The 16,294-nt window shown below is 65.5% G+C and carries 14 protein-coding genes; 1 reads left to right on the top strand and 13 read right to left on the bottom strand.

Features of this window, described 5'->3' with window-relative positions; all coding sequences use genetic code 11:
* Nucleotides 1-159: 159 nt before the first annotated feature.
* The 6 genes from PSEEN_RS00700 to PSEEN_RS00675 all read right to left on the bottom strand — a co-directional run bounded on the left by PSEEN_RS00700 (nt 160) and on the right by PSEEN_RS00675 (nt 6,208).
* The gene (locus tag PSEEN_RS00700) at nt 160-1,578 is read right to left on the bottom strand and encodes an efflux transporter outer membrane subunit (RefSeq protein WP_011531592.1); all 1,419 of its coding nucleotides are present in this window, start codon (nt 1,576-1,578) and stop codon (nt 160-162) included.
* Complete coding sequence (locus PSEEN_RS00695; protein ID WP_011531591.1) at nt 1,575-2,450, bottom strand: efflux RND transporter periplasmic adaptor subunit; 876 nt, start codon at nt 2,448-2,450, stop codon at nt 1,575-1,577. Before PSEEN_RS00695 ends, PSEEN_RS00700 begins: the two co-directional genes overlap by 4 nt.
* Nucleotides 2,447-2,659, bottom strand: a complete 213-nt coding sequence (locus PSEEN_RS00690) for a DUF1656 domain-containing protein (RefSeq protein ID WP_011531590.1) — start codon at nt 2,657-2,659, stop codon at nt 2,447-2,449. Before PSEEN_RS00690 ends, PSEEN_RS00695 begins: the two co-directional genes overlap by 4 nt.
* Entirely contained in the window at nt 2,656-4,743 is a 2,088-nt protein-coding gene (locus PSEEN_RS00685) for an FUSC family protein (RefSeq protein WP_011531589.1), read from the bottom strand. The genes PSEEN_RS00690 and PSEEN_RS00685 overlap by 4 nt, the downstream gene beginning before the upstream one ends.
* Nucleotides 4,740-5,177 (bottom strand): MarR family winged helix-turn-helix transcriptional regulator, encoded by a 438-nt coding sequence (locus PSEEN_RS00680; RefSeq protein WP_011531588.1) that lies wholly within the window; start codon nt 5,175-5,177, stop codon nt 4,740-4,742. Before PSEEN_RS00680 ends, PSEEN_RS00685 begins: the two co-directional genes overlap by 4 nt.
* 218 nt (nt 5,178-5,395) lie before the next feature.
* Entirely contained in the window at nt 5,396-6,208 is an 813-nt protein-coding gene (locus PSEEN_RS00675) for a tetratricopeptide repeat protein (protein ID WP_011531587.1), read from the bottom strand.
* Nucleotides 6,209-6,415: 207 nt separating this feature from the next.
* Between PSEEN_RS00675 and PSEEN_RS00670 the strand changes: the two genes are divergently transcribed.
* Nucleotides 6,416-6,976 carry a WCX domain-containing protein gene (locus PSEEN_RS00670; protein ID WP_011531586.1) on the top strand — a complete coding sequence of 187 codons (561 nt, stop codon included), beginning with the start codon at nt 6,416-6,418 and terminating at the stop codon, nt 6,974-6,976.
* A gap of 99 nt (nt 6,977-7,075) precedes the next feature.
* Here the strand turns inward: PSEEN_RS00670 and PSEEN_RS00665 are convergent, their stop codons facing one another.
* The 7 genes from PSEEN_RS00665 to PSEEN_RS00635 form a co-directional block, all read right to left on the bottom strand.
* Nucleotides 7,076-7,939 carry an ABC transporter permease gene (locus PSEEN_RS00665; protein ID WP_011531585.1) on the bottom strand — a complete coding sequence of 288 codons (864 nt, stop codon included), beginning with the start codon at nt 7,937-7,939 and terminating at the stop codon, nt 7,076-7,078.
* Between the two features lie 13 nt (nt 7,940-7,952).
* Nucleotides 7,953-8,816: an ABC transporter ATP-binding protein gene (locus PSEEN_RS00660; RefSeq protein WP_011531584.1), complete on the bottom strand. Its 864-nt coding sequence runs from the start codon at nt 8,814-8,816 to the stop codon at nt 7,953-7,955.
* Nucleotides 8,817-8,822: 6 nt separating this feature from the next.
* Nucleotides 8,823-9,842, bottom strand: a complete 1,020-nt coding sequence (locus PSEEN_RS00655; protein ID WP_011531583.1) for an ABC transporter substrate-binding protein — start codon at nt 9,840-9,842, stop codon at nt 8,823-8,825.
* A gap of 18 nt (nt 9,843-9,860) precedes the next feature.
* Nucleotides 9,861-10,760 (bottom strand): TauD/TfdA dioxygenase family protein, encoded by a 900-nt coding sequence (locus PSEEN_RS00650; protein ID WP_011531582.1) that lies wholly within the window; start codon nt 10,758-10,760, stop codon nt 9,861-9,863.
* Between the two features lie 328 nt (nt 10,761-11,088).
* Nucleotides 11,089-12,447, bottom strand: a complete 1,359-nt coding sequence (locus PSEEN_RS00645) for an HlyD family type I secretion periplasmic adaptor subunit (RefSeq protein WP_193383916.1) — start codon at nt 12,445-12,447, stop codon at nt 11,089-11,091.
* Nucleotides 12,448-12,454: 7 nt separating this feature from the next.
* Nucleotides 12,455-14,611, bottom strand: a complete 2,157-nt coding sequence (locus PSEEN_RS00640; protein ID WP_011531580.1) for a type I secretion system permease/ATPase — start codon at nt 14,609-14,611, stop codon at nt 12,455-12,457.
* Nucleotides 14,612-14,655: 44 nt separating this feature from the next.
* Nucleotides 14,656-15,993 (bottom strand): TolC family outer membrane protein, encoded by a 1,338-nt coding sequence (locus PSEEN_RS00635; RefSeq protein WP_011531579.1) that lies wholly within the window; start codon nt 15,991-15,993, stop codon nt 14,656-14,658.
* Nucleotides 15,994-16,294 lie beyond the last annotated feature (301 nt).

The following is a 16,294-nucleotide window of genomic DNA, read 5'->3' as shown; positions in this document are numbered from 1 at the left end:
GCGCTTTGTATCAAGGCGCTACGGCGCGGACAAGTCGCTGATTGGCAAGGAAACGCTTCTATTGCAAGTAGGAGCATTCCTATGGACCAAGAGGATATTTCGACGCAACGCTGCAAGGCAGGCTCCAAGCCGCGCTGGAGCCTGTGGATAAGTACCTCGCTATTGCCGGGCCGCCCCTTTCCAGCCCCCGCCCAAGGCCAGGAACACGCCAATCTGCCCCATCGCCACCTGGCTGTTCGCCGCCGCCAACTGTGACCGTACATCGGTGTAGGTACGGGTTGCCTGCAGGTCGGCGAGGAACGACTCACGCCCTACCTGGTAACGCAGGTGCGTCTGGTCCGCCGATTCCTTGGCCGAGCGCTCGGCGTCGGCCAGGGCGTCGCGGCGGTCGAGCAAGGCGCTGTACTGGGCCAGCCGGGTCTGGGTTTCGCGGATGGCGTTGAGCACCACGCCATCGAAGTGCGCCAATGCCGCCTGGGTGGAAGCCTCTGCCTCGCGAATGCGCGCGCGGGTGCCGTTGGTGGGGATGTTCCAGCTGATCTGCGGGCCGAAGCCCCAACGGTTGGTCGAGGGCTCGCCGAGGTTCTCCAGCAGGCCAATGGTACCCACCTGGGCGCCGATGCTGATGTCCGGGTACAACGCGCCCGTGGCCACGCCGATGTAGGCGGTTGCCGCCGCCAGCTGGCGCTCGGCCTGGCGCACGTCGGGGCGGCGCTTGAGCAATGCGGCGCCGTCACCCACCGGGATCAGTTGCGCCAGCTGCGGCAGCTCGGCGCAATCGGCGGTGCCCGCAGGCAGTTGCTCGACTGGTTTGGCCAGCAACGCGGCCAGCGTATACAAGCCGGCCTCGCGCTCGGCCTTGAAACGGGGCAACTCGGCACGCAGCGACTTGAACTGCGTCTGCGAACGAGTGACCTGGGTCTCGTCGCCGCGGCCGGCGTCGCGCAAGCGTTGAGTCAGTTGCACGCTCTGCTCCTGCAGGTCCAGCGACTCGCGGGCGATGTGGTATTCCTCATTGGCCGAACACACTTGGGTGTAGGCCCTGACGACATCGGCCACCAGGGTGATGCGCGCGGTGTCGGCGGCCGCCTGCACCGCGTCGGCATTGGCCTTGGCAGCCTCGGTGCCGCGCTTGAAGGTGCCCCACAGGTCAAACTGGTAGCTGGCGCTGATGATCGCCTCGCCGATGTTGGCCACCGGCACTTTCTCCGGCAGCAGGAAGGCTTCGCCGGACTCCTGCAGGCGCTGGGCGCCCGCCTTGACACCGCCGTTGAAGCCTCCCTGGGACTCGGCCACTTCGACCTGGGCGCGTGCCTTGGCGATATTGGCGGCGGCCACGCGCAATTCTGTGTTGGCGCTCAGGGCCTGACGCACCAGCGTGTCGAGGCGCGGGTCTTGGTAAAGCTGCCACCAGTCCTCGGCCACCGGTGCCGATACCACGCTGTCGGCGTCCTGGCGCAGCGGGCCGTTGAGGTCGGCGCGCTGCACGGCTGCGTCCTTGGGCACCTCATAGTTCGGGCCGACCATCATGCAGGCGCCCAAGGACAGGCTGAGCCCGGCCAGGATCAGGTGTTTCATGGGCGCTTGTCCTCGATGATCGACACCGTGGCGGTGCGCCCGGCAATCATGCGGAAGTCTTCCGGCACCTCGTCGAACGCAATACGCACCGGGATCCGCTGGGCCAGGCGCACCCAGCTGAACGCCGGGTTGACGTTGGGCAGCAGGTTGGCGCCGCTGCTGCGGTCACGGTCCTCGATGCCGGCGGCCAGGCTCTGCACGCGGCCACGCAGGCGGGTGTTGTCACCCATCACGCGGATTTCCACGGCGTCGCCAATGTGGATGCCATCCAGCTTGGTTTCTTCGAAATAGCCATCGACGTGGTAGGAGGTGCTGTCGACCACCGACAGTACCGGGTGGCCGGCGCTGACGAACTCGTGGGCGCGTGGGGCGCGGTCGTTCAGGTAGCCGTCCACCGGGCTGCGCACCACCGAACGGTCCAGGTTCAGCTGGGCGACGTCCACCTGCACCTGGGCTTCATTGACCGCCGAGCGCGCGCGGGCCTCGCGGGACTGGCTCTCTTCCAGCTGCTCGGCCGCCACCAGGTTGCCCAGCTTGCGGTTGCGCTGGGCTTCGCGCGAAGCCTGGGCCAGGGTTTCCTGGCGCTCGGCCAGGGTCGCCTTGGCTTGGCGCAAGGCCAGGGTGAAGCGGTCCTGGTCGATGGTGAACAGCACATCGCCGCGCTTGATGTTCTGGTTGTCGCGCACCTCGACCTTCTGGATCAGCCCCGATACATCAGGGGCGATCTGGATCACGTCGGCGCGGATATGCCCGTCGCGGGTCCACGGTGCGAACATGTAGTACACGACCATCTGCCACACGAGCACGGCGGCGAAGGTCACTACCAGCAAGGTCAGGACCACGCGGCCCAGGGTCAGCAAAGGTTTTTTCATGGCAGCATCAGGCTTCGGCAAAAGTGGTCCACCGCGCCAAGCAGCACGGCATACAGGGCAACGTTGAACAACGCCCGGTGCCAGACCAGGCGGTAGAAATGCAGGCGCACCAGTACCGCGTGCACGCCCAGGTACAACAGGTAGGTACCAAACATCATCACCAGCAGCGTGGGCAGGAACACCCCGCTGATATCCAGTTCACCGATCACAGGGGCGCTCCGTCGAGGCCGGGGGGCAGTTGCGTTTGTTCGGCAGGCTCGAGCATCACCTCGACCCCCGGCAGCAGCGCCAGGCGCAGGCCAGCCAGGGCGTGCAGCAGGTGAGTGCGGGCATCGCCGCGTTCGTACAGTTCGTCCAGGTTCAGCGCCAGGCGCGCGCGCTCCATGTTGCGCAGCAGCGCCGCCGGGGCGTGCAACCGCTGGTTGGCGCGCAGGCAGGCGGCGTAGTGGCCGCCGACTTCCTCGACCACGGTGCGCAGGCGCTCGCGGGCCTGGCTGCCGGCCCGGGGCAGGTAGGCCAGCAAGTCGAGCAGGTTCAGGCCCACGCGCAGGTCGCGCAGGGCCACGCCGCTGTCCTGGCCGGTCTGCGACAGGCGCGGCAGGTGCTGCATCAGGCGATCAAGCATCTGCACGCCGACCTGGCGATGCTCGGCCAGCGTGGCCGGCTCGGTCATCTCGACGATGTCGCGCCAGGCAAAGCGGGTCATGCGCTTGGCCGCCAGCTCCACGCCGAATGGGCGCACGACCAGGGTCCAGATGAAGGCGAACAGCAGCCCCACCGGGCCGGCCAGGTTGGCGTTGATGAAGGTGAAGAAGTCGGCGTCGTAGGCACCCTGGATGCTGATGAAGGTCGAGGTGTTGACGATGGTCAGCAAGGTGCCCAGGTAGAAGCGCGGCTGCACGGTCAGGGTGCCGACGCAGATGAACGGCACGGCGAAGGCCAGCACCAGCATGGCGAAGTCGTGCAGGTTGGGCAGCACCAGGAACAGGTACAGGCTGGAGAAGATCACCGACATCAACGTCCAGAAGAAGAACCGGTAGATCTGCGGCGCCGGGTCGTCCATCGCGGCGAAGAAGCTGCACGACACAGCGGCGAGGATCACCGCGCTGGCGCCGTCGTTCCAGCCCAGGCCGATCCACAGGCCGCAGGCGACGACAATGGCGGTAACCGTGGAGAACACCGAGTAGAGCATCAGGCCACGGTCGAAGAACGGTGTCAGGCGGCCCAGGCGCCAGTGGCGATACACCGCGCGCCAGGGCTTGGCATCGTCCGTGCGCAAGGCATGCTGCAGGGTGCAGCAGTCCTGCCAGAGGTCGGCCCACTCGGTCAGCCGGTAGAGCGCGTTGGACAGCAGCAACTCGGCGCGCTGGTCGATGGCCGCAGCGCCAGGTTGCAGGCGGTCGATCTGCTCATGCAGGGCTGTCCAGCGCGCCACCGAGGCACTGTCGGCGGTGCCCTTGAGCCATTCGCGGGCGTTGTCCAGCACCGGTTGCAACTGGGCGAACTGGGCAGGGGCTCGGCCTTCCAGGGCGACCAGGGCATCGTCGAGCGCGTCGATTACCGGCAACAAGTGGATCATTCGGCCGCGCAGCTCACGGGCATTTTTCAGGGTGTGCGGGCCGGCGCCTTCATGGCCGAGCTGACCGATCATCATCTCCAGCGAGTTGAAGGTGGCGACCATCGCGCCGCGCATGCCGCCGAGCTTGTCGGCGCTAGCTTCGCGGGCGAGGTAGGTGTCGCTGTAGCGGATCGCCTCGTTGAACCAGCTGCCGGTGGCGCCGACCACCACCGGTGCCAGGCGCCGAGGCCAGAAGACCGCGCCGACCACCGCCGCGCAGACGATCCCCAGGCAGATTTCCTGGGCGCGGGACGACGCCACGTCGAACACCGCCAGCGGGTTGTCGACCACGGCCAGGGCAATCATCGGCAGGGTGTAGCCGGCCAGCATCAGCACGTAGTTGTTGGCCGTGCGCAGGTTCAGCGAGAGGAACAACAGGGTGCCGGTCCACAGGGCGATGGCGATGCTCAGCAGCAGGGGCGACTGCACCAGCGGTGGCACCAGGAAGATTGCCCCACCGGTGCCCAGCAGCGTGCCGAGGGCGCGGTACAGTGCCTTGGAGGTGGTCGGGCCGAGGAACGGGCTGGAGACGATGTACACCGTGGCCATCGCCCAGTACGGGCGCGGCAACTGCATCAGCAGGGCGATGTACAAGGCAATCATCGAGGCGGCGAAGGTGCGCACACCATAGAACCAGTCGCGGGCCGGGGGCACCGAGCTGAAGAAACCACTCATGGTAGCGCGCCTGCCGCTTCGAAGGCCTGGATCACGCGCAGGGTGGCCTCCAGGTCGGCCTGGTCGATGCCGTGCAGCACTTCACGGCGCAGGCGCACCAGTTCACCCTCGATGGACTCGGCCAGGGCGCGGCCTTCGGCGGTGAGGCTCAGGGCTTTGGCGCGGCGGTCCAGCGGGTCTTCGCTGCGGCACACCAGGCCTGCCTTGCACAGCTGGTCGAGCAGGCGCACCAGCGATGGGCTTTCCAACCCGGCTGCCTGGGCCACCGCCACCTGGTGCACGCCGTCGCCCAGGCGCACGATCATCAGCAACGGCACGGCGCAGGCTTCGGAAATGCCATAGCCGGTCAGCGCACCCTGGCACAGGCGACGCCAATGCCGGGCGGCCACGACCATGCCGCTGCTGATCTTCAGGTGCAGTGCGTCAAGGGACATAGAGGGAACCGAGGATATTCATAGTTTGCTAACTATCAATATACGCCCTGCCCTCCCCCTGTCGTCAACCGGGGGCGATGGCAGGTTTGGATGAAAGGTTGTTCATGAACCTTGTAGGGGCGGCTTCAGCCGCGATGCCGGCAACGCGGTGCCTGGCAGCCGCTCGCGGGTGATCGCGGCTGAAGCCGCTCCTACAGAGGACGCCTCAAAGCAATGGGTCATGGCTGGATCTGATCTTCCAGCTTCATGGTCAACGCCAGGTTGCTACCCAGCTTGATCGCCTGGTCCCGCCACCCCAGGTAGCGCGCCGCATCGCGGCTACTGAAATGCACCGCCAGCTCTTCAGCCGCCTGCATCACCCCGGTCGCCGCCGCCAGCTCGAGCCAGTACAGCGCGGCCTTGGTATCCGGGTCCACATACAGCCCATGCAACAGGCGATAGCCCACCTCGAAACGGCAGCGCGTCTCACCCTGCCGGGCCCCGCGCAGGAACCACTGGTAGGCTTCGCAGGGGTCGACCTGCCAGTCCTGGCCACCGTCACAGACTTCTTCCTCGTAAAGGTCCCCCAGCGCGGCCGCGGCCAGGGGCATGCCGCGCTCGAAGGCATGCCGGTAGTACTCGGCGGCGTTGGCATAGGAGATATCCACACCCTTGCCGAAGTAGTGCTGCTGCCCGAGGTTGAACCAGGCGGCCGCATTGCCCTGCAACGCCGCCATGCGCAACAGGTGCCCCGCCAGCACCGTGTCGCCACGCCAGTACTTGCCGTTGAGCCAGATCCAGCCCAGGTCGTTGAGCACCGCCACGTTGCCCAGCAGTGCCTGGCGGCAGAGGTCGGCATAGATCGCCTGCAAGTCGACCGCTTCATCCAGGCGGTCGACCAGGCCGAAGCGCTCGCCCGCCAGCGCCTGCTGGCTCGGCATGCCGATCCCGGCGAACAGCCGGTGGCGTTGCCCCGGGCGCGCCGGCGCCGGGACGATCCGCTCGGGTAATAGCCGCGCGAGCAGCGAATGGATATTGCTGGCAGCAGACATGTTCATCCTCATTGAACGACCCACAGCACCGACCACGACTGTGATGAGGCGTGATTCTGCGCGATGCCACGACAAAACCTGTCGCGAACGATTCGATCCCTGGCAACCATTTGCCTGTTCCTTGATCTGAGCAGGCTGTGGCCAATTGCCATGCCCCACCCGTGTCGCCATCCTATGGCGGCATAGCCTAGACAAGGACGTTTCCTTTTGCCGTTCGCCACCACCCGCGCCACCCTCAGCCGCCAATGGGCCTTGCTGCGCCAGCTGCCCAGCCGCTCACCCGGGATCACCAGCGCCGAGCTGGTGTGGCGCCTGCGTGACGTGGGCTTCAGTGTCAGCAAGCGCACGGTGGAACGGGACCTGAACGAGCTGTCGCTGATCTTTCCGCTGGAGCGTAACGACAAGAGCATTCCGTTTGGCTGGCACTGGTCGGCCAGCGCGGGTAGCGAGCTGCGGGGGAATTTCGATCTGCAGGGCTACCTGCGTGGCGATTCGCTGCAGCCGGTCGTGGGTGAAGGGGTCGAGTTGCAGGCGTGGGTCAGCGACCACCTGGCCCGTCAGTTGCGCGAGGCGCCGTTGACCGCAGACATGCAGCTGACCGCGCTGGAGCAGGGGCACCGGTTGCGGGCCACGGTGGTCGATGGCTGGCCGCTGCGCTGGTGGTTGCTGAGCCAGGGGCAGGGGTTGGTGGTGGAGTTGCCGAGCACGTTGCGCGAGGAGATCGCCCGCACGCTGACCGCCGCCGCCGCCCAGTACCAAGGCCTGTAGGAGCGGCTTTAGCCGCGATCACCCGCGAAGCGGGTGCCAGACACCGCGTCGCCTGCATCGCGGCTAAAGCCGCTCCTACAGAGACCCAGTGCCCTGCGGCTAGCGCTGCATCCCCCAGCGCCTTACCGTCAGCCGTTCCAGGGTGTTGAACACCAGCCCCTCCACCAGCAAGCCGATCAGGATCACCACCGCCAGCCCGGCGAACACCTTGTCGGTGTACAGCTCGTTGCGGTTCTGGAAGATGTACCAACCCAGCCCACCCTTGCCGCTGCTGGCGCCGAACACCAGCTCGGCGGCGATCAGCGTGCGCCAGGCGAACGCCCAGCCGATTTTCAGCCCGGACAGGATCGACGGCAGCGCCGCCGGCACCAGGATGTGCAGCACCAGGCGCAGACCGCGCAGGCCGTAGTTACGTCCTGCCATACGCAGGGTTTCGGAAACCCCGAGAAAACCTGCGTAGGTGTTCAGCGCCAGCGCCCAGAGCACCGAATGCACCAGCACGAAGATCAGGCTGTTGTCGCCCAGCCCGAACCACAGCAACGCCAGTGGCAAAAGAGCGATGGCCGGCAAGGGGTTGAACATCGAGGTGAGGGTACCCAGCAGGTCACGCCCCAACTGCGTCGAAACCGCCAGGCTGGTCAGGCCGAAGGCGAGGACGATACCCAGCACATAGCCCTTGAGCAGCACCACCAGCGAAACCCCGACCTTGGCCGGCAGCTCGCCACTGGCCAGGCCATCCCACAGTGCCGTGGCGGTCTGCAGGCAGCTGGGCAGCAGCAGGTCATTGCCGGTATAGCGGGCCACCGCCTCCCAGATGCCTGCGAGCAGCGCCAGGATCAGTGCCTTGCGCAGCCAGCCCTGCTGCCACAACCGTTGCGCTACCGGCAGCTCACGCTCCAGCGGCACCCCGGGCAGGGGTTGCAGTTGCACTTCGTATTCCTGGCGTACAGGTGTCGTCGTCATGCCCTGGCTCCTGTCAGTAGGCGATACGGATGTCGTTGAAGCCCAGATCACCCGCTTGCTCCGGGGCATCGGCCTGGTCGAACAGCAGGCGGTGAATACGCCTGGCGCTGGCCTGGAAATCGCTGCCACCCAGGCTGCCGAGGTCGTACTGGTGGCTATGCACTTCAGCCCGCACCCGCCCGGGGTGCGGCGACAGCAGCAGGATGCGGTTGCCGACCACCAGCGCCTCCTCGATGGAGTGGGTGACGAACAGCAGGGTGAAACGCACCTCTTGCCACAACAGCAGCAGTTCTTCCTGCATCTTGCGGCGAGTAAGCGCGTCCAGCGCGGCGAACGGCTCGTCCATCAGCAGGATCTTCGGCTGCGTCGCCAGTGCCCGGGCGATGGCCACGCGGGCCTTCATGCCGCCGGACAGGGTATGGGGATAGGCGTCGGCAAAGGCCGCCAAGCCAACCTTGTCCAGATAGTGCAGCGCCCGCTCCTCGGCCTCGGCGCGCTTGAGCTGCCCGGACACCAGCAGCGGGAACATCACGTTCTGCTTCACCGTTTTCCACGGCGGCAGTTGGTCGAACTCCTGGAACACCACGATGCGGTCCGGCCCGGGGCCGCGCACCGGCTGGCCCTGGAGCAGGATCCGCCCTTCGCGGGGTTCGATGAAACCGGCCACGGCCTTGAGCAAGGTGGACTTGCCGCAACCGGACGGGCCGAGCAGCACGAAGCGGTCGGCGCGGTCGACTTCGAAGCTGACCTGGTGGGTGGCCCGCACCACGCGCTGGGCGGTGCGGTATTCGAGGCTCAGGTTGTCCACCGCCAGCAGCGGTGGCGTGGCGACAGGGCTCAGGTTGCTGGCCGCGTGGCCTGGCAAGGGGGCGGTCATGGGTGATCAGCTCCCCTGCAGCGGGCGTTCATCCTGGAAGAAGTAGTCCTTCCACGACGCCGGCTTGTTCTTGATCGCGCCGACCCGGTAGAGGAAGTCGGCCAGCTTGTAGGTGTTCTTCGGGGTGACGGTGAACTCGTACTGCGGGTTGTCGATCAGCTTGATCAGCGCGTCGCGGTCGATCTTGGCCTGGGTCACGCGGATGTAGGTGTCGGCGGCGGCGGCCTTGTCCTTCTGGGCGAAGTCGGCGGCTTCCGCCAGGGCATCGACGAAGGCCTTGTAGGTCTTCGGGTTGTCATTGCGGAATTTCTCGGTGGCGAACAGCAGCGTCGGCGAGTTGGGGCCGAGCAGGTCGTAGCTGTTGAGCACCACATGCACGTTCTTGTTGGCCAGCACCTGGTCCTGGAACGGCGGGTTGGAGAAGTGCCCGTTGAGCTCGGTGCCACCGGCCAGCAGCGCTGCGGTGGCGTCCGGGTGCGGCACCGCCAGGGTGTACTTGTCGAGGCGGTTGTATTCCTTGTCGCCCCACTGCTGGGCGGCGGCGTACTGCAGGAAGCGCGACTGTACCGAAACGCCCACCGCCGGAACGGCGATGCGGTCCTTGTCACCAATATCGGCGATGGTCTTCACGTTGGGGTTGCTGCTGACCAGGTAGTACGGGAAGTTGCCCAGCGAGGCCACGGCCTTGACGTTCTGCCGCCCCTTGGTGCGATCCCACACGGTAAGCAGCGGGCCGACACCGGCACCGGCAATGTCCACCGAGCCGGACAGCAGTGCGTCGTTGATCGCCGCGCCGCCGGAAAGCTGGGCCCAGTCGACCTTGATGTCGATGCCCTGCTCCTTGCCGTGCTTCTCGATCAGTTGTTGGTCACGCACCACGTTGAGCAGCAGGTAGACGATGCCGAACTGCTCGGCGATGCGGATCTGCCCTTCGGCGTGGGCCACGCTGGGCGCCACGAGGCTGCCTAGACCCAAGCTGGCGCCCAGGGCGATGCTGGCCGCCAGGCGGCTGATGGATGTGCGCATGATGAATGTCCTCAGTCGTCAGAACGGGGCGTCGCCCTGGATGGTGGTGCGGTACAGCTTGCGCCGCAGGTGCGCGGGGCAGCCGGCGGCCAGGTGGATCAGCGAACGGTTGTCCCAGAACACCAGGTCGTTCGGCTGCCACTGATGGCGGTAGATGTGCTGCTCGAGCACGCTCAGGGCGTACAGCTGCTGCAATACGTCACGGCTCTCGTCATCCGGCAGGCCGACGATGCGGGTGGTGAAGCCTTCGCTGACGAACAGCGCCTTGCGGCCGTTTTCCGGGTGAGTGCGTACCACCGGGTGGATGACTTCCTGGACCTGAGCCAGTTGCTCGGCAGTGAGGGTCGGGCGCCAGTTGCCTTCGAACTTGGTCTCGGCATAGCGGGCGGTGTAGGAGTGAGCGGCGTCACGGCCCTCGACGACCTTGCGCAGGGCATCGGGCACGGCGTCCCAGGCCTTGTGCATGTCGGCGAACAGGGTGTCGCCGCCTTCGCTGGGCAGCTCCTGGGCATGCAGCATCGAGCCCAGGCTGGGGAGTTCCTTGTACGAAAGATCGGAGTGCCAGAACTTGCCGGCATCGCCCAGGCCGACGTTGCGGCCGTCTTCGACGATGTTGGACACGATCAGGATCTCGGGGTGGCCCGCCAGCAGGAACTGCTTGAGCACATGGATTTGCAGCTCGCCGAAGCGGCGGCTGAAGGCAATCTGTTGTTCGGGGCTGATGCGCTGGTCGCGAAACACCAGGACATGGTGGTCCAGGTGGGCGCGGTGGATTCGGGTGAAATCCTCGACATTGACCGGTCGGGCCAGGTCGAGGCCGACGATCTCGGCGCCGACGGCACCCGGGAACGGGCGGATGTCGAAGGTTTGCGGCAGGGCGCTGTCGATGGACGACAAGGCGTTCGAGGCGGCTGGCATTGGTCACTCCCACGCAGTGCGCGACTTCAGGGCGCGCAACGATCGGAAACGCACGGGGTTTGCCCGTGTGGGTTCGAGTCGTGCGGCGCGCCGATTGGTCGGCGGGTACGCAGTGGGAGTGACTATAAAGTCATAAGAACGATATTTTAAATACCGTTAGAGCATATACATATGAAGGGGTTGCGCCTTCAGACCTTACGCTCACCTGTGGGAGCGGCCTTGCGTCGCGAAAGGGCTGCGAAGCAGCCCCAGGGAACCAGCGCCGATGCAGGAAGCGGGGGCCGCTGCGCGGCCCTTTCGCGACGCAAGGCCGCTCCCACAAGATCGATCAGCGTTCGCGCAACGCCTCGCTGCGGGCCTTGATGATCGGCTTGAGCAGGTAGCTCATGATGGTCTTCTTGCCGGTCATGATGTCCACCGTCGCCACCATCCCCGGGATGATCAGCAGCGGCTTCTCGTCCGTACCCAGGTGGCTTTTATCGGTGCGCAGCTTGATCAGGTAGTAGGTGGTCTTCTTGTCTTCGTCGGTGATGGTGTCGGCGCCGATCTGCTCGAGCTTGGCCTTCATGCCGCCGTAGATGGTGTAGTCGTAGGCGCTGAACTTGACCGTGGCTTCCTGGCCCGGGTGCAGGAAGGCGATATCCTTGGGCAGGATCTTCGCTTCGATCACCAGGGTGTCGTCCAGCGGCACGATCTCGATGATGTCGCTGCCCGGCTGGATCACCCCGCCGATGGTGTTGACCAGCAGCTGCTTGACGATGCCCCGCACCGGCGAAGTGACCACGGTGCGGTTCACCCGGTCATCCAGCGCCTTGCTGGTGGCGGTGGCCTTGTTCAGCTCGGTGCGCGCCTCGTTGAGCTGGGTCAGCGCCTCGCTGCGGAACTTGCCGCGGGTCTCCTCGATCTTGCTCTCGACTTCCTTGATCGCTGCCTCGGCCCGTGGGATGGCCAGGCTGGTGGAGTCCATCTGGCCACGGTTCTCGACCTCGGCGCGGCGCAGGCGCAGCACTTCGACCTGGGAGATCGCGCCCTGGGCCACCAGCGGCTCGGACATGGCGATCTCCTGGCGCAGCAGCTGCAGGCTGTTGGCGTACTGGGCGCGCTTGGAGTTGAACTCGCGCAGCTCCTGCTGCTTCTGCACCAGTTGCTGCTGCAAACCTGCCACCTCATCCTGCAACTGCTGGCGACGGCTCTGGTACAGCGACTGCTCGTTGGCGGCCTGGCTGGGGGCAGCCTTGCGCAGCTCTTCATCGATCTGCAGTGTCTTGTCCTCGACCTCGGCGTTCAGGCGCTGCACACGCAGGGCCATGGCCAGGCGCAGAGCCTCGGTTTCGTCGACGTTGGAGGCGAAGCGGGTCTCGTCCAGGCGCAGCAGCGGCTGGCCGACTTCGACGATCTCCCCTTCCTTGGCGAAGATTTCGGCGACGATACCGCCCTCGAGGTTCTGGATCTTCTGCACCTTGGACGACGGGATGGCCTTGCCCTCCCCGCGCGTCACCTCGTCGATGGGCGCGACACTGGCCCAGACGATCATGAACAGGAAGAACGCGATCACACCCCAGATGGTCAGGCGCACGATGCGCGGCGCATCCTCGATCAGCGCCTTGTTGACCTCGGGCAGTGGCTGCCCGGCCAGGGATTCGGAACCCTTGAAGTAACGGCGCAGGTTGTCCTTGAAACGCCCCATATCCAGCTTATGCAACACTGATCTGCCCCTTCTTCAGCGCATCCATGACGGCGGCTTTCGGGCCATCCGCGACGATCTGTCCACGATCGATGACGATCAACCGGTCCACCAGCGACAGCAACGAGGCGCGGTGGGTGACCAGCAGCACGGTCTTGCCTTCGATCACCGCGGCCAGGCGCTGCTTGAGCCGTTCCTCGCCGGTGTTGTCCATGGCGCTGGTGGGCTCGTCGAGCAGCAGGATCTGCGGGTTGAGCAGCAAGGCCCGGCCCAGGGCGACGTTCTGCCGCTGGCCGCCGGACAGGTTCTGGCCGCGCTCGCCGACCTGCAGCTCGTAACCGTCCGGGTGCAGGCGGGCGAATTCGTGCACACCCGCCAGTTCAGCGGCCTGCAGGATCAGCTCGTCCTCGATGTAGCGGGCGCCGCTGACCAGGTTGTCGCGCAGGGTGCCGGCCAGCAGCTGGATGTCCTGGGGCACGTAGCCGATGTTGTGACGCAGCTCGCTGACGTCGATCTGGCGAATGTCCACGCCATCAACCAGCAGCGAGCCGTTGTCCGGCTCGTAGAGGCCGACGATCAGCTTGGCCAGCGAGCTCTTGCCCGAGCCGCTGCGGCCGATGATGCCGACCTTCTCGCCCGGGCGGATGGTCAGGTTGATGCCCTTGAGCGCCTGGTTCTGCTGGTTGGGGTAGGTGAACTCGACCCCGCGGAACTCAACCGCGCCCTGCAGCACCTGGCGGCTCAGCGGGCGTTCCTCGAAGTTGCGCTCTTGCGGCAGCTCCATCATCTGATCGGTGGCGACCATGGTCACCTTGGCTTGCTGGTAGCGGGCCAGCAGGCCGTTGAGCTGGCCCAGCGGGCCGAGGGCGCGGCCACTGAGCATGTAGCAGGCCACCAGGCCGCCCATGCTGAGGTTGCCGTCGATGATCAGGTACACGCCGACGCAGATCATTGCCACGCCCGCCAGCTGCTGGATCAGCAGGGTGATGTTCATGGCCAGGCCCGACAGCACCTTGACCCGCAGCTCCAGGCGGCTGAGGGTGCCGAGGGTCTGCTCCCACATGTACTGGCGCTCGCTCTCGGCGTTGTTGACCTTGACCGCGTCCAGCCCGGCGAGGGTCTCGATCAGGCTCGACTGGCGCTCGGAGGCCAGGGCCATGGTCCGCTCCATGGTCGCCATCAGCGGTTTCTGCAGGGCATAGCCGATACCCAGGGCCAGCGGGAAGGCCAGGATCGGGATCCACACCAGGTGCCCGCCGATGATAGCGATGACCATCAGGATCAACAGGGTGAACGGCAGGTCGATCAGGCTGGTCAGCGTGAGCGAGGCGAGGAAGTCGCGCAGCCCCTGGAACTCGTGGATGTTCTGGGCAAAGCTGCCGACCCGCGCCGGGCGGTACTTCATCGACATCCCCACGATGCGCTCGAACAGCGTCGCCGAGATGATCAGGTCGGTCTTCTTGCCGGCCAGGTCCAGGCACAGGCTGCGCAAGCCCTTGAGGATGAGGTCGAAGACATAGGCGCCGGCAATGCCGATGGCCAGCACCCACAGGGTCGAGGTGGCCTGGTTGGGCACCACGCGGTCGTACACGTTCATCACGAACAGCGGCGCGGCCAGGGCGATCAGGTTGATTACCAGGCTGGCGGCGATGGCGTCGATGTACAGCCACTTGCTGCGCAGCAGCGTGTCGCGGAACCACGAGCGCGCGCGCGGGATGAGGTTGCCATGGTTGACGTCGAACTTGTGCTGCGGCTGGGCGAAGAACACCTTGCCGCTGTAGTCGCTCTGCAACGCTTCACGGGTGACGTGCACTTCGCCGCCGTCGCTCTCGCTGAGCAACAGGCGGGCGGTGTCTTCATTCTCCCAACCCAGCAGGACCGCGCAGCGGCCCTCCTTGAGCAGCACCATCGCCGGCATGGCGATGCTGGGGATCTGCTCCAGCTTGCGCTGCAGCAGGCGCCCCTGCAGGCCCGCCCGAGCTGCGGCGCGGGGCAGCAGTTCGGCGGTCAGGCGCTGCGAGGGCAAGGGCAGCCCGGTGGTCAGCATGGCCCGGCTGGCGGGCTTCTGGTGCAGGACACACAGGGTCAGCAGACTGTCCAGCAACGGGTCGTCATGCTGACTGCGTGGATCGTGGCTGAGTTGGACTCGACTGACTTCGGATTCCACGCGGCGCTCTCTTCATCCTTGCGGGTAGGGGCAAGGCGCGCCTGTCAGTTCATGCCTGGCAGGTTCACCTTGGGTTTCAGGTCGTTCTGCACAACGGATGCCATGGGGGCTACGACACCCTGGCTCTTGAGCAGTTGACCAATGGTCGCCTTGATTCGGTACTGAGTAAACATTTGTGTGTTCTTCACCTCTACCAGACGGCGCTGGGCAGTGAAGGTTTCATTTTCGCTGTCGAGCAAATCGAGCAGGGTGCGCTCGCCCAGGCCGAACTGCTGCTGGTAGGCGCTGCGCACGCGCTGGCTGTGATCGACGTACTGCTGGGCGATCGGCACCTGGGCGTTGGCGTTCTCCAGAGCATTCCATGCCAAGCCTAACTCCTCATTGAGCTGGCGCAAGGCGTTGTTGCGAATGTCCAGGGCCTGGTTGGCCAGGTACGACTTCGATTCCAGGTCCGCCTTGTTGCTGCCACCGGCGTACAGGTTGAAGTTCATCCGCAGCATCGCCTGCCATTCGTTGTTGTGGCCGACCGCGCCGTCGAGGTTGTTGTCGGCCGTTCGTCCGAGTTCGGCATCGAAGCGTGGATAGAACGTAGACTTCGCGGCTTCATATTGCTTTTCGGCGGCGGCGATGTCGGACTCGGCCGAACGCAGGATCGGGCTGTCCTCGATCAACTGGTGGCGGGCCTCGTCGAGGGTGGCCGGCAGCAGGTCGACAAATGGCGCAGGCGTGCTTAACTCGTCCGGCATTTGCCCGACGACGCTCAGGTAGTTGGTGTTGGCGTCGGCCAGGTTGGTCTGTTCGGTGATCAGGTTGTTGCGGGCCTGTGCCTGGCGCGCTTCGGCCTGGTCGAGGTCGGCCATGCGGCCTACGCCGCGGCTGGTGCGCAGCTTGATCTGGTCGAGGATGCGGTCGTGGTTGCGCAGGTTGTCTTCGGCCAGGCGCACCATTTCGCGGCGGGCCAGCACGTCCAGGTAGACCTGGGCCACGGTCAGCGCGGTGCGTTCGGAGGTGCCCAGCAGGGAATAGGCGCGGGCGTTGACGGTGGCTTGCTGGCGACCCACTTCGCTGGAGGTGGCAAAGCCGTCGAAGACCATCTGCCGCAGGCGCAGGGCCGACTCGCCACGGTTGAGGGTTTCCCAGCGGTTGCCGGTGCTGGGGCTGTCGGTGCCCTCGCGGCCATAGCCGGCGGTCACGTCGACCCGCGGCAAATAGCCGCCCTTGGCGGCGCGCAGTTGGTGATCCGCGGCCATGCGGGCGTTCACGCCGGCCTGGATTTCCGGGTGCACCTCGAGGGCCTTCTGCATGGCTTCGGGCAGGGTTTGTGCTTGAGCGAAGGTGGCGGCAAGCGCGAAAGGAAGAGCGGTGAACAGTGACGCACGCATTTTTACTGGTTCCCGAGAGAGCTGTTGTCCCAAATCACAGCCGAAGCTGTGCCTGCCTTGGAAAATGGCAAACCCCGATCCTGTGTGTAGGAAGCTTCCGAATAGGCAGTGCGATTAATACGAAAGAAAGGGCTGTAGATGGCCAAATATCAATGTGACATTACGTTGGCGATTGTTTAGGATGGCAGCCAGAAGGTCAATAGTTTGGCATAAAGTTAATTGCCAATCGTTATAGACGTAAAATTGACACTTTAACGTGTCAAAAACATTTTTGAAACATTCCATCAGTCGCCGCCTTTGC

Origin of the sequence: Pseudomonas entomophila L48 (assembly GCF_000026105.1) — a bacterium.
Classification (GTDB): Bacteria; Pseudomonadota; Gammaproteobacteria; order Pseudomonadales; family Pseudomonadaceae; genus Aquipseudomonas; species Aquipseudomonas entomophila.
Note: the sequence above shows the minus strand (reverse complement) of the source record. Positions and strands in the feature narration are given on the sequence as shown.